14 protein-coding genes are annotated in these 12579 nt (G+C 60.2%); 10 read left to right on the forward strand and 4 right to left on the reverse strand.

Annotated features, from left to right (window positions below):
* Positions 1–4: 4 nt before the first annotated feature.
* From BM074_RS11715 to BM074_RS11725, 3 genes are all read right to left on the reverse strand, one after another.
* The gene (locus BM074_RS11715; protein WP_244532820.1) at positions 5–610 is read right to left on the reverse strand and encodes a PadR family transcriptional regulator; all 606 of its coding nucleotides are present in this window, start codon (positions 608–610) and stop codon (positions 5–7) included.
* A 139-nt stretch (positions 611–749) separates the two neighbouring features.
* Complete coding sequence (locus BM074_RS11720; protein WP_091922444.1) at positions 750–1418, reverse strand: 4Fe-4S dicluster domain-containing protein; 669 nt, start codon at positions 1416–1418, stop codon at positions 750–752.
* 123 nt (positions 1419–1541) lie between these two features.
* Positions 1542–3128, reverse strand: a complete 1587-nt coding sequence (locus tag BM074_RS11725) for a trimethylamine methyltransferase family protein (protein WP_091922158.1) — start codon at positions 3126–3128, stop codon at positions 1542–1544.
* 277 nt (positions 3129–3405) lie between these two features.
* On the opposite strand from BM074_RS11725, the gene BM074_RS11730 reads away from it, so the two are divergent.
* A complete protein-coding gene (locus tag BM074_RS11730; RefSeq protein WP_027231796.1) occupies positions 3406–4101 on the forward strand; it encodes a corrinoid protein in 696 nt (231 codons plus the stop codon).
* Between the two features lie 93 nt (positions 4102–4194).
* Here the strand turns inward: BM074_RS11730 and BM074_RS11735 are convergent, their stop codons facing one another.
* On the reverse strand, positions 4195–4350 hold the full coding sequence (locus BM074_RS11735) for an entericidin domain-containing protein (protein WP_091922446.1): 156 nt from the start codon (positions 4348–4350) through the stop codon (positions 4195–4197).
* A 70-nt stretch (positions 4351–4420) separates the two neighbouring features.
* Here BM074_RS11735 and BM074_RS11740 point away from each other — a divergent pair, with 70 nt between their 5' ends.
* From BM074_RS11740 to BM074_RS11780, 9 genes are all read left to right on the forward strand, one after another.
* Complete coding sequence (locus tag BM074_RS11740; RefSeq protein WP_091922160.1) at positions 4421–5044, forward strand: DUF1638 domain-containing protein; 624 nt, start codon at positions 4421–4423, stop codon at positions 5042–5044.
* Positions 5045–5081: 37 nt separating this feature from the next.
* The gene (locus BM074_RS11745; protein WP_091922162.1) at positions 5082–5663 is read left to right on the forward strand and encodes a DUF4893 domain-containing protein; all 582 of its coding nucleotides are present in this window, start codon (positions 5082–5084) and stop codon (positions 5661–5663) included.
* Between the two features lie 70 nt (positions 5664–5733).
* Positions 5734–6402 (forward strand): exopolysaccharide biosynthesis protein, encoded by a 669-nt coding sequence (locus tag BM074_RS11750; protein WP_091922164.1) that lies wholly within the window; start codon positions 5734–5736, stop codon positions 6400–6402.
* Between the two features lie 118 nt (positions 6403–6520).
* Positions 6521–6823, forward strand: coding sequence for a virulence factor (locus tag BM074_RS11755; RefSeq protein ID WP_091922166.1), 303 nt, complete (start codon positions 6521–6523; stop codon positions 6821–6823).
* A 16-nt stretch (positions 6824–6839) separates the two neighbouring features.
* Positions 6840–7712, forward strand: a complete 873-nt coding sequence (locus BM074_RS11760) for a methylenetetrahydrofolate reductase (RefSeq protein ID WP_091922167.1) — start codon at positions 6840–6842, stop codon at positions 7710–7712.
* 10 nt (positions 7713–7722) lie between these two features.
* Positions 7723–8691, forward strand: coding sequence for a methyltetrahydrofolate cobalamin methyltransferase (locus BM074_RS11765; RefSeq protein ID WP_091922168.1), 969 nt, complete (start codon positions 7723–7725; stop codon positions 8689–8691).
* A gap of 144 nt (positions 8692–8835) precedes the next feature.
* Positions 8836–10863, forward strand: a complete 2028-nt coding sequence (locus tag BM074_RS11770; RefSeq protein WP_091922448.1) for an ASKHA domain-containing protein — start codon at positions 8836–8838, stop codon at positions 10861–10863.
* Between the two features lie 76 nt (positions 10864–10939).
* Positions 10940–11854 carry an ROK family protein gene (locus BM074_RS11775; RefSeq protein ID WP_091922169.1) on the forward strand — a complete coding sequence of 305 codons (915 nt, stop codon included), beginning with the start codon at positions 10940–10942 and terminating at the stop codon, positions 11852–11854.
* A complete protein-coding gene (locus BM074_RS11780) occupies positions 11851–12573 on the forward strand; it encodes a copper homeostasis protein CutC (protein WP_091922171.1) in 723 nt (240 codons plus the stop codon). The genes BM074_RS11775 and BM074_RS11780 overlap by 4 nt, the downstream gene beginning before the upstream one ends.
* The last annotated feature ends 6 nt before the right edge of the window (positions 12574–12579 follow it).

Here is a 12579-nt window from a genome sequence, read left to right on the forward strand (position 1 = left end):
GGTGTCAGAGATCTTCGATCTCGCGACGGACCCTCTTGAGGATTTCGCGCAGCCGCTCGGCCTTTTCCGCGTTAAGCGAACCACTGCGCAGCTTTGAATGGAGCGCAAAGCGCAAGGCGTGCATCTCCTCGCCGAGTGCCGCTCCGCGTATTTCGCCGGAAGCGTCGTCGAGCTGCGCGTTGATCTTGTCGAGTTCGGGGCGGTTCTCTTCGAGATAAGCCAGGCCCTGCTCGGTAATCGTATAGAGTCGCTTGTTGCCGTTGGTGCTGGAGGTAACGAGATCCGCCTCCTCCATCATCTGCAGCATCGGATAGATCGCACCCGGGCTTGGGCTATAAGCGCCCTGGAACCGCGCCTCGAGCGCCTTGATGACGTCGTAGCCGTGACGCGGCTCTTCTGCGATCAGGCCAAGAACGACGAGACGCAGTGCGCCCGGATCGAACATGCGCGGACCGCGTCCGCCAAAGGGGCCGCCACGATGCCGGCCGAAAGGCCCGCCGCGACCACGACCGCCGAGACGTCCGCCGCCTTCGTGCGAGCCTGCCATCCGATCCATCCGCGACCAGTGATCGCCGTCATGGCCGTGATTGTGTCTGCAATGATTATGCATGGGAATTTCTCCTAGTTAGTACTTCAATACGTCACATCTAACAAACGATATATCTTTATTCAAGCCAAAGATATATCTTTTTACAGTAAGTTTAGTCAACATATTGAAAATAAGATGAAATTTCTGCTTCAGATAATGCTTACGAACGCGCGAAGGCGGTCATATGGAAGCGCTGCTGATCGCCAAGGTAGGCGTATTGCAGTCCGACCGGGCACGCGAGCCGGGCAAGACAGCCGCCTTCCATGCAGGTCTGGCCTGGCTCCGTTGCGAGATAATCGCGGCAGCGCGCCACGGCATAAGTTTCGCCGTCAAAGGCATCGACAGGGCATGCGCTGAGACACGGTTTTAACGCACAGACGTCGCATGGATGGCCGTTTTCTTGGAGCGGCGCAAAAGCGATGGATTGCCGAAACAGGAGTGCACCGCGAAATGCCTGCCAGAGACCATATTGCGGGTGGATCAACAGGCCGAGCGGTGACGGCCGCAACCCTTCCGCGCGCATCGCCCATTGCTGGAACGGCAAATAAGGTCGGTCCGAGGGGAAGACGGAGTACGCGCCAAATTCGCTGGCAATCGCGTTGAGGACCTGCTTTGACCACGTATCGAGGGGATTGGCTACCCCCGGATTGTCCCGACGCCAGGCGGTGAAAGCTTGCCAGATCGACGAGCCGAAATGACCGATAAGAACGACGCTTCGGGCTCGCGTGCCATCAGGCAGGACCGGGATGTCATCTGCTGCGCCGAATACGAAGCCGCCGCGTGGAACAAGCCCGTGAGGTTCCAGCGCGGCGGTGATCGTGTCAAGCATCGGCGTCACCGCCCCTTGCCAAAAATGTAAAGCTCATCCCTCGCCAGAACCCTTGATTGCGGAGGCCCAGACTTCCTTATGGATCAGATTGGCCACTTTAGCCCGGCCGTCCTCGGGCTTCTTTCAAGTGAAAGCGTCGGGCATCGATGCCTTCTTCTTGGCGATGTACTCGTTCAGCGATTCATCGATTGCCGGATCGAGATACGGGGCCTCATAGGTATCGAGCCAGCGCCGGGCGAGTTCGTTGGCGCGCTGATCGGCGCGCTTTTCGCCCTCGGCCAGCCACTGCTCGTAAGAGTTGTTGTCGGCGATGTTCGAGCGGTAGAAGGCCGTCTGGAAATTCGCCTGCGTATGGTCGCAGCCGAGATAGTGGCTTCCGGGTCCAACCTGACGGATGGCGTCCATCGCCTGGCCGTTCTCCGAAAGATCGACGCCGGCCGCAAACTTCTGCGCCATGCCCAGCTGGTCGATATCCATCATGAACTTCTCATAGGACGATACCAGACCGCCTTCGAGCCAGCCGGCCGAGTGGAGGACGAAGTTCGTGCCGGCAAGCAACGTCGAATTCAGCGTATTGGCGCTTTCATAGGCGGCCTGCGCGTCCGAAACCTTGGAAGCGCAAAGCGAGCCGCCTGTACGGAATGGCAGGCCAAGGCGGCGTGCAAGCTGTGCGGCGCCGTAGGAGACCAGCGACGGCTCCGGAGTGCCGAAGGTCGGCGCGCCCGACTGCATGGAAATCGACGAAGCGAACGTGCCGAAAATGACCGGCGCGCCCGGCCGGATGAGCTGCGTCAGGGCCGCGCCGGCCAGCACTTCGGCCAGGATCTGGGTAAGCGTGCCGGCAACAGTCACCGGGCTCATCGCACCGGCAAGAATGAACGGCGTAACGATGCACGCCTGGTTGTTGCGAGCATAGACCTTCAGGGCACCGAGCATCGTCTCGTCGAACACCATCGGCGAGTTCGCATTGATCAGGCTGGTCAGAACCGTGTTTTCGTCGAGATAGTTCTCGCCGAATACGAGCTTGCACATGGCGATCGTATCTTCGGCGCGCTCGGGCGCAGTCACCGAGCCCATGAACGGCTTGTCGGAATATTTGATATGGGCATAGATCATATCGAGATGGCGCTTGTTGACCGGCACGTCGACCGGTTCGCACACCGTGCCGCCCGAATGATGGATCGACGGCGCCATATAGGCGAGTTTCACGAAATTATTGAAATCCTCGATCGTCGCATAGCGGCGATTGCCGTCGAGGTCGCGCACGAAAGGCGGACCGTAGACGGGTGCAAATACCGTCGCGTCGCCGCCGATCTGGACCGAACGCTCGGGATTGCGCGCGTGCTGCGTGTAGATCGAGGGCGCAGTCTTTAAAAGCGACCGCGGCAGCCCTTTGGGAAAATGGACGCGCTCGCCCTTGATGTCGGCGCCAGCTTCCTTCCACAGCGCCAGAGCTTCCGCGTCGTCGCGAAATTCGATGCCGGTCTCTTCAAGCACCGTATCGGCATTGGCCTCGATCAGCGCCAGTCCTTCTTCATCGAGCACTTCGTAGGTGCGAATCTTGCGCGTGATATAGGTCAGCGACTTGCCGGGACCACCGCCGGAACGTGCCGCACGACGGGCGGCGGCGCCACCACTGGCGCCACGACTGCGGCGTCCGCCGCCGGTGTCGGTTTCCGCGGGTGCATCGACGGGTGTTTCCTCAATCATTGTCTTTCTCCAGGCGCACGAAGCGCAGACTTCCAATCAATCAGACCAAATCCTAACCGTCATGCCTGCGGGGGCGTTTCCGTGTGCGGCACGTGATGGCGCATCGGAGACAAACATCCGGTCGTTTTCGTCATTTACAAGGTCGCTTTTAAGCAATGCGTTTTCAGCAACTTGCCCGATATGTTAAACGAATGCCAGCGGGCGACAAAGCACCCATATTATCCAGTGTCGCTCTGTGCTACGGACCTGTGCATAACGCTTGAAAGGAAGCAGACCCATGGCCGATGATGAAATCATTCTTTCGGAGCTTTCGGACGATGAACTCGTCGAGCAAATGCATGACGATCTGTATGACGGGTTGAAGGAAGAGATCGAGGAAGGCACGAATATTCTGCTCGAGCGCGGCTGGGCACCTTACAGGGTCCTCACCGAGGCGCTCGTCGAAGGCATGCGCATCGTCGGTGAGGATTTCCGCGACGGCATCCTGTTCGTCCCCGAAGTCCTGCTCTCGGCCAATGCGATGAAAGCCGGCATGTTCATTCTGCGCCCGCTCCTGGCAGCGACCGGAGCGCCAAAACAGGGCAAGCTCGTCATCGGTACCGTCAAGGGCGACATTCACGACATCGGCAAGAACCTCGTCGGCATGATGATGGAAGGCGCCGGCTTTGACGTGATCGACCTTGGGATCAACAATCCTGTCGAGAACTACCTCGCCGCCATCGAAGAGCATCAGCCAGACATTCTCGGCATGTCGGCGCTGCTGACGACCACCATGCCCTATATGAAGGTCGTCATTGACACGATGAAGGAAAAGGGTATTCGCGACGACTATGTCGTTCTCGTCGGCGGCGCGCCGCTCAATGAGGAATTCGGCAAGGCTGTCGGCGCTGACGCCTATTGCCGCGATGCGGCCGTCGCGGTTGAAACAGCCAAATCCTACATGAAGCGCAAGCACAACCAGCTTTCGGCCTGACGCATATGAAAACGGCCGCGTCAGACGCGGCCGTTTTCAGAACATCTATAAAGAATAGACTACTAAGTAATAACATTAATCCGAATCAACAGATTAGTTGGCAGCCTTGGCGACGCGATGGCCGGCGTTCTGCGTAGCATTAACGGTGTTGGCCGCATCGGCGCCCACGCCGCGTATGGTATTTGCGCAACCTGCAAGTGCAACAACTGCAAGTACAGCGGCAATCGGAACGATATGTGATAGTTTCATGGATTGTGTCTCCCGTTCTGCTAAAATGAAATTCAACGGTCGGATAACGCGATAGAGCATCATCGGTTCCATGACTCTTCAACAAAAGTCAACGAAATCAACACAGACCGTGCGCGTCATCGCCTGCGGCATGATTGCGCGTGAAATTCTTGCCATCCAGGAGCAATTCGGCCTCCACCATATCGACTTGAAATGCCTGCCGGCGATCTATCACCATTACCCGGACAAGATTGCTCCTGCTGTGGATCGCGCCATAGTCAAGGCCAAGGCGGCGGGCATTTCCCGTATTTTCGTTGGCTATGCGGATTGCGGCACCGGAGGCCTGCTCGACCGTGTGTGTGAGAAGCATGGCGTCGAGCGGATCGAAGGTCCGCACTGTTTTTCCTTCTACGCCGGCAATGCAGCCTTCGGAGCGCAGTGGGAAGATGACATGACATCGTTCTTCATGACCGATTTCCTCGCAAGACATTTCGAGGCCTTCATGGTGAAGCCGCTCGGCCTCGACCGTCACCCCGAACTGCGCGACATGTATTTCAGCAATTACACCAAGATGATCTACATGGCGCAAACCGATGATCCGGCGCTCAGCCGCAAGGCCGAGGCCGCCGCAGCTTTTCTGGGTCTTGACTATGAGCGCCGCCTCACCGGCTATGGCGATCTCATCCCGGCCCTGACCGCAGCCGCAACCCTTTAGACACGCACCGCAAACCCCACGCCTCCAAGGAGCCCTCATGACCTGCCGCGCCGCCCTCGCCGCAATCTTCTGCCTGTTGTTGCCTGCCAGTGCGCTTGCAGATGGCGAGATCACACGGCTGATCACCAAATCGGACCAGGCGCGGCTCGATAAATATGAAGCGACGCGAACCGCCGCTGTCGATGCGGCGAGGAAGGGCGGCACTTCAGGCGATGTGGCGCAGCTCGATGGGGTTCTCGCCAAGCCGACGCTCGCCTTCAATGAAGGCTTCGATATGGTGGGCAATTGGCAATGCCGCACCATCAAGCTTGGCAAGCAACCGCCGCTGACCATCTATGGTTGGTTCAAATGCCGCGTTACTGATGACGGATCCGGCTGGATGCTCGAGAAAACCAGCGGTTCGCAGCGCACCAAGGGCCGCTTCTACACAGAGAGCGACAAGCGCCTGACCTATCTCGGCGCCGGCTATGTTGCAGGCGAAAAGCCAAAACGCTATGGCGCCGGGCCCGATACCGATCAGGTCGGCTACGCCTATCGCACGGGCAAAAACGAGTTCCGAATCGAGTTTCCAGCCCCCGCCCTCGAATCCCTCATGGACATCATCGAACTCAGGCGCTGAGACACTTTCGTCATTGCAATGTCACCATTGCCGCGCCATATGCGTCGAAACTTGAACCTACGACAATAAGATGGCAGCCATCGACGCTAACAACGAAATAAAGCCGCACAAGCCTGATTTGCATGCGGCCGATAACGATCCCCGCTCCCTGTCCCAGGTCTTCGAGGACCTGGCGCGGTCGGCAACGGAGCCGGTTTCGTTCGCCGAACTGGAAGACGCCTTCACCGATCGCAGCTTCGCCGCGCTCCTCACCTTCTTCGCCATCTTGAACCTGCTGCCGCTGCCCCCTGGAACCGGCGTCATCACTGGTATCCCGCTGGTTCTTCTTTCCGTGCAGATGGTCATGGGCCGCGAATCCGTGTGGCTACCTTCATTCATGCGCGACAAGACCATTTCGCCCGAGCGTTTCCGGCTTGTTTCCGACAAGGTCGTTCCCTGGCTGCAGTGGCTGGAGCGCTTTATCCGGCCACGCAACTGGCCGTTCGGCCGTCGTCAGGGCGATCGCTGGCTTGGCGTATTCACCACCATTCTCGGCATGTCGGTCGTTATTCCCATGCCGTTGTCGAACTGGCTGCCGGCGCTGGCCACCGTCATCATCGGCATTGCGCTGTGTGAGCGCGACGGCAGGCTGATGGTTGCCGGCCTCGCCCTTGGCCTCATCTCGATGAGCATTGTGTTCGGCGTCGCCTTTGCTGCGGCAAGCGCAGTCAGCTACGCCGCGACGTTCTGGCCCTTCTGATTTGCCTGTCGCAAAAGCGCAAATGAATGACGTCGCATTTGAGTGGTCGCGCGTCGTGAGATAGCAAGCTTAACCCCTGATATTCCGGCAAAAGGGTCGTTATCGGAGGTTGAATTGCATGGCTGATCTTATTGTCGTTTATTGGCGGGACATTCCCGCTCAAGTGACCGTCAAGAAAGGCCGCCAGGCAGCCAAGCGCGAGCTTTCCCTTCGATTTACCGAGGCTATCGACATGTGCGCGATGCGCATAGGCGCCAGGGATTCCGACGCCTATCTCGCGGAGTGGCGTCGCGGCACCCCGGTGCCGGTGAGTGATGATCTTGACGGCGAGGCTGACGCAGCCCTTGCCCGCATTGAAAATGAATATGATCGGGAACGCCTTGTGGCGCTTGTAAAGGCAGGTGGACATGACAATTCATGAATTGAAAGCGAAGCCAATGACAAAGATCGCAGCATCCATCGAAGTGGCGGCACGCCAGGCTATCGAATCGCAGGACCTGCCTGGTCTGTTTCCAGCCGGTACCCGCGTCTACATTACCGACATGGGCACCGACAGCGTCGATACGCTGACGGCCGCGGCCAAGCGCGTTCATGATCTCGGCTACAAGCCGGTACCGCACTTCGCCTCGCGGCGCTTGTCAACGAAGGCTGCGCTTGAAACGCGCATCCGCCGCGCTGCCGAAGAAGCAGGCGTGACCGACATATTGGTTATCGGCGGCGGGCTGGAGCGCCAGGCGGGCGAATTCTCCTCGACCATGCAGGTGCTCGAAACCGGCTTCTTCGACAGATACGGCATCAACGAAATGGGCGTTGCCGGCCATCCTGAGGGCAGCCCTGAGTTTTCCGAAGCGGTCGCCCTCCAGGCGCTTCGTCTCAAGAAAAACTTCGGCGAGCGCACCGGTGCTAAGCTGCGCGTCGTCACCCAGTTCGGATTCGATGCCGAGCGCTTCATCCGCTACGCCGAATCGCTGCGCGAGCATGGCATCGACCTACCGGTCCATCTCGGTGTTGCCGGTCCCGCCAAGATCACCACGCTCATTAAATACGCGGCCATGTGCGGCGTCGGCAATTCGATCAGCTTCCTGAAGAAGAACGCGCTCTCCTTGACCGCTCTCGCCACGAGCCATTCGCCGGAAGGCGTTGTCGGCCCGATCGAGCAGCATGTCATTGCCAATCCGATGTCGGCGATCAAGCAGATCCACCTCTTCCCGTTTGGCGGCCTGAAAAAGACCTCCGAGTGGCTTGTCGAGCGTGGCTCCTGGAACGTAAACAACGCGCAGTACTCTTCCGCAAACGCAGCCGCAAACTGAGGTTCCCTGCATGACCCGCACGATCGTTGCCTCGGCGACCAAAGAAATCATCATCGGATTTGACCAGCCTTTCTGCGTGATCGGCGAGCGGATCAATCCGACCGGCCGCAAGAAACTCGCTGCCGAAATGGTCGCAGGCAACTTCGACACGGTGATCAAGGACGCACTGGAGCAGGTAGCGGCTGGCGCCACGATGCTCGACGTCAATGCCGGCGTAACTGCCGTCGATCCTAACGCCACGGAGCCTGGCTTGCTCGTGCAGACGCTGGAGATCGTCCAGGGCCTCGTCGACGTGCCGCTCTCCATCGACAGCTCCGTAACCGCCGCCATCGAGGCGGCTCTGAAGGTCGCCAAGGGGCGTCCGCTCGTCAATTCGGTGACAGGCGAAGAAGAAAAGCTTGAGGCGATCCTCCCCCTCATCAAGAAGTACAACGTGCCTGTTGTCGCCATCTCAAACGACGAGACCGGCATTTCGATGGATCCGGACGTGCGCTTCGCCGTCGCCAAGAAGATTGTCGAACGCGCTGCCGATTTCGGCATTCCGGCGCATGATATTGTTGTTGATCCGCTGGTGATGCCGATTGGTGCGCTGGGCGATGCGGGACGCCAGGTATTTGCGCTGCTGCGCCGCCTGCGCGAGGAACTCAAGGTCAACACGACCTGCGGCCTTTCCAACATTTCCTTCGGCCTGCCGCATCGCCATGGCATCAATGCGGGCTTTATCCCGATGGTGATCGGTGCAGGCATGACCTCGGCGATCATGAACCCATGCCGCCCGCAGGAAATGGAGGCAGTGCACGCCGCCAACGTTCTCAACGGCACCGACCCGAACTGTACCTACTGGATCAAGAAGTATCGCGACCATCAGCCGGCAGCGGCTGGAGCTGCGCCCGCAGCCACGCCCTCGGTTCCAGCCGATGGCGCCGGTGGCGGTCGCCGCCGTGGCGGCCGCGAGGCGCGGCGCGGCGCCGCAGGCTGAGCATTTGCCTCAGCCGGACAGCCCGGTCTAACAAGGCGGTGGGTGGCAAATGCTGCCCCTCGCCCCGCAAGTTTTGGAGCATCGATCTTGAACGCACCCGTCAAAGCACCTGAGACATCGGCAAAGGAAGCGCTGGTTCTCTTCATGCCGTCGGGGAAGCGCGGACGATTTGCCGTTGGAACGCCAATACTCGAAGCGGCGCGCACGCTCGGCGTGTATGTCGAGAGCGTCTGCGGCGGCCGTGGCATTTGCGGACGCTGCCAGGTCGAGGTTCAGGAAGGCCGTTTCGCCAAGCATGGCATTACGTCATCCAATGACCACATCTCGGAATTCGGCCCCAAGGAGCAGCGCTATGCCGAAAAGCGCGACCTCAAGGAAGGCCGCCGCCTTTCCTGCTCCGCCACGATCCTCGGCGATCTCGTCGTCGATGTTCCCCAGGACGTGCAGGTCAATGCGCAGGTCGTGCGCAAGGCCGCCGATACGCGCATCATCGAGCGCAACCCTGCAATCCACATGTGCTATGTCGAGGTCGAAGAGCCGGACATGCACAAGCCGCTTGGCGATCTCGATCGCCTGAAGGCTGCGCTGGAAAAGGAATGGGGCCTTCGCAACCTCGAGGTTGATACGCACATCCTGCCGAACGTGCAGAAGATCCTGCGCAAGGGCAATTGGGGCGTCACCGCCGCCATCTACCACGACGAGGAAAACTCTCGTCCCGCCATGGTCGGTCTCTGGCCGGGTCTCAAGAACGAGGCCTACGGTATCGCCTGCGATATAGGCTCGACGACGATCGCCATGCATCTTTCGTCGCTGCTTTCGGTGCGCACCATTGCTTCGGCAGGCGCGTCCAATCCGCAGATCAGATTCGGCGAAGATCTGATGAGCCGCGTATCCTACGTCATGATGAACCCCGACGGTCGTGAAGCAATGACAGCGGCCGTGCGCGAGGCGATCAACGGGCTGATCGACAAGGTTTGCGCCGAAGGCGAGGTCGCGCGCGAGGATATTCTCGATGCGGTGTTCGTCGGAAATCCGATCATGCACCACCTCTTTCTCGGGATCGACCCGACGGAACTTGGCGGCGCGCCGTTCGCGCTCGCTGTATCCGGCGCCGTGCATCTGAAGGCGTCGGATATCGGCCTGCCGATGAATGCCGGAACCCGCGTCTATATGCTGCCTTGCATTGCCGGCCATGTCGGCGCCGACGCTGCGGCCGCAACGCTTGCTGAAGGTCCGCACCGCCAGGACGAAATGATGCTGCTCGTCGATGTCGGCACCAACGCCGAAATCGTGCTCGGCAACAAGCATCGCACGGTCGCGGCCTCTTCGCCCACCGGGCCGGCCTTCGAAGGCGCGGAAATTTCCGGTGGCCAGCGTGCAGCCCCGGGCGCTATCGAACGCGTGCGCATCGATCCGTTGACACTCGAGCCGCGCTTCCGCGTCATCGGCACCGAACAATGGTCCGACGAACCGGGCTTCGACGAAGCGGTGCAGACAAGCGGCATTACCGGAATTTGCGGCTCGGCAATCATTGAGGTCATTGCCGAAATGTACCTCTCGGGCATCATTTCCGAGGATGGCGTCGTTGACGGCAGCCTCGCCGCCCGTTCGCCGCGTGTCAGGGCCAATGGCCGGACATTCTCATATCTCCTGCACGAAGGCTCGCCGACGATTACGATCACGCAGAACGATGTGCGCGCCATCCAGCTTGCCAAGGCCGCGCTCTATGCCGGCGTCAAGCTCCTGATGGACAAGCTTGGCATCGACCATGTCGACCAGATCAGCTTTGCCGGCGCCTTCGGCTCGTTCATCGATCCGAAATATGCAATGGTGCTCGGCCTTATCCCCGATTGCGATCTCGACAAGGTCAAGGCGGTCGGCAATGCCGCAGGCACCGGCGCGCGCATGGCGCTCCTCAACCGCAATTATCGGCGCGAGATCGAGGATACAGTGACTCGGATCGAAAAGATCGAGACCGCCCTCGAGCCGAAGTTCCAGGAGCATTTCGTCCACGCCATGGCGATGCCGAACAAGATTGATCCCTTCCCGAAACTCTCCCACGCCGTGACCTTGCCCGCGCGCAAGAATGTCAGCGAGGACGGGGTTGCCGGAGATGCCACGCCGCGCCGCCGCTCGCGCGAGGATCGCGCGGCAAGGCGCAACCGCGAATAGGCTTCGGCCGCTTTGTCCTTGTCGCGGTTTTCCGCTATCAAGCATCAATGATGTTTGATTCCGGATACGATTTTCCATGATAGCCTGCTTCGATATTGGCGGATCTGCGATCAAGGGTGCGATCGCCTATTCGCCCGAGGATATAAGACCGGTGCCCAAGGTGGCGACGCCGCTCCATGATTTCGACGCGTTTGCGGGCGTAATCCAAAAGATTGCCGCGGATGGCGGCGCGGATCCGCAAAGCCTCATCGCCATTTCCATTGCCGGGGTAGTCGATGCGGATACGGGCAGGATCACCTGCGCCAATATTCCTTGCGTTCACCAGCGCAGGCTCGAAGCCGACCTGAGCGAGAAACTGCAGCGGCGCGTGCTCATTGCCAATGATGCCGACTGTTTCGCGCTGTCGGAGGCTGTCGTCGGCGCCGGGCGCGGTCACCGCGTCGTCTTCGGCATCATCCTCGGCACCGGCGTCGGCGGCGGCATCGTCATCGACGGCAAGATCCATGAGGGCGCGGGCGGTTTTGCCGGGGAATGGGGCCATGGCCCCGTCGCGGCGACCCTTGCCGGCAATCCGCCGGTCGCCATACCGCGTTTTCCCTGCGGCTGCGGCCAGATCGGCTGCGTCGATGCCATCGGCGCGGCGCGCGGCATGGAAAAGCTCCATGCGCATCTTCATGGCGTGAACCTGCCGAGCACCGATATCATCGCGGCCTGGGATAGGGGCGACGCGGCAGCGGAGCGCACAATCGATTGCTATATCGATATCGTCAGCGGTCCTCTGGCGATGACCCTCAATGTCGTCGGCGCTTCGATCGTCCCGGTCGGCGGCGGACTTGCCAATTCGGTAAACCTGATCCGCCGGCTCGATGAAGCGGTGCGCGCTCGAATCCTGCGGAAGACCGACAAGCCGCTGGTCATCCCTGGCGAACTGAAAATTGAGCCCGGCCTTATTGGTGCTGGGGTCCTGGGATTGATGGAAGCTGTCAAATGAGTGTTCTTCTCGAAATTTGCGTCGACAGCCCCGAGGGACTTGCGGCGGCTATTGCCGGAGGCGCGGACCGTATCGAGCTTTGTTCGGCGCTCGAAGTCGGCGGCCTTACGCCAACCCCCGGGTTGATCGGACAGGCCGCGGTGGCACTGATACCGATCTATGCGATGATCCGCCCGCGGCCCGGGCACTTCGTCTATGGGGAAGCCGACATCGACGCCATGTTGCGCGAGATCGATGCCATGCGCAGCGCTGGTCTGGCAGGCGTCGTCTTCGGCGCCAACCATGCGGATGGGACACTGGACCATGCGACGCTCGAACGCCTCATCCGTCAATGCGATGGGTTCGGCGTCACCTTGCACCGCGCCTTCGACCTTGTCCCCGATCTCGATGAAGCGGTGGAAACAGCGGTCGAACTCGGTTTCGAGCGCATATTGACGTCCGGCCGCGCCCTGACCGGGATTGAGGGCATCGACGATCTGGAACGAACGTTTGCTCGCGCCGACGGCCGGATCAAGGTCATGCCCGGCTCGGGTGTCAACATCGGCAATGTCGAGACGTTGCTCAAGCGTATACCGTTCACTGAGATTCACTCGTCCGGGTCTGTCGATGCGCCGCCATTGAGCGAAGGCGCGCGGCGCCTCGGTTTCGAGACGCCGACGCAGAAAATGACGAGCGTCGAGAGCGTGCGCGCCTTGAAGGAATTCTGCCTGCGGGCGTAAGAGCCT

Source organism: Phyllobacterium sp. CL33Tsu, assembly GCF_900113985.1.
GTDB classification, from domain to species: domain Bacteria; phylum Pseudomonadota; class Alphaproteobacteria; order Rhizobiales; family Rhizobiaceae; genus Phyllobacterium; species Phyllobacterium pellucidum.